General features: G+C 73.6%; 1 pseudogene. It reads left to right on the top strand.

Annotation, left to right across the window (positions count from 1 at the left end):
* Positions 1-518: pseudogene (locus G6O68_RS32080) on the top strand (hypothetical protein); the annotation flags it as partial.

The following is a 518-nucleotide window of genomic DNA, read 5'->3' as shown; positions in this document are numbered from 1 at the left end:
ATGACCGTCACCAACAAGTCCAAGCGTCAGCTCAACGTCGTCCTCCCGCCCGGGCTCATCGCCCAGGGCGCCGCCGGCCAGATGGGCGGCATGGGAGGCATGGGCGGCGGCATGGGCGGCATGGGCGGCGGTATGGGTGGCGGCGGTATGGGCGGCGGCATGGGCGGCGGTATGGGTGGCGGCGGCATGGGAGGCATGGGCGGCGGCATGGGCGGCGGCGGCATGATGGCCGGCACCATGCCCCCGATGATGGGCATGATGATGCTCGCCCGCCTGATCATGGCCCTCTGCGGCGACTACGACAGCTGGGACCAGCGCAGCCTCGCCACCGGCATGATGGGCGGCATGGGGGGCATGGGCGGCGGCATGGGCGGCATGGGCGGCGGCATGGGGGGCATGGGAGGCATGGGCGGCGGCATGCGGTCGGTCCCGCCGACCGGACTGCCGTTCGCGGCCCTCAAGCCCGGCCAGACCCGCCAGCTCCCCACCCGCCTCGTCAGCCTCGAAGCCCCCAACGA

Source organism: Paludisphaera soli (assembly GCF_011064595.1).
In the GTDB taxonomy this organism is placed as follows: domain Bacteria; phylum Planctomycetota; class Planctomycetia; order Isosphaerales; family Isosphaeraceae; genus Paludisphaera; species Paludisphaera soli.
This window is presented reverse-complemented; position numbering and strand designations above follow the sequence as displayed.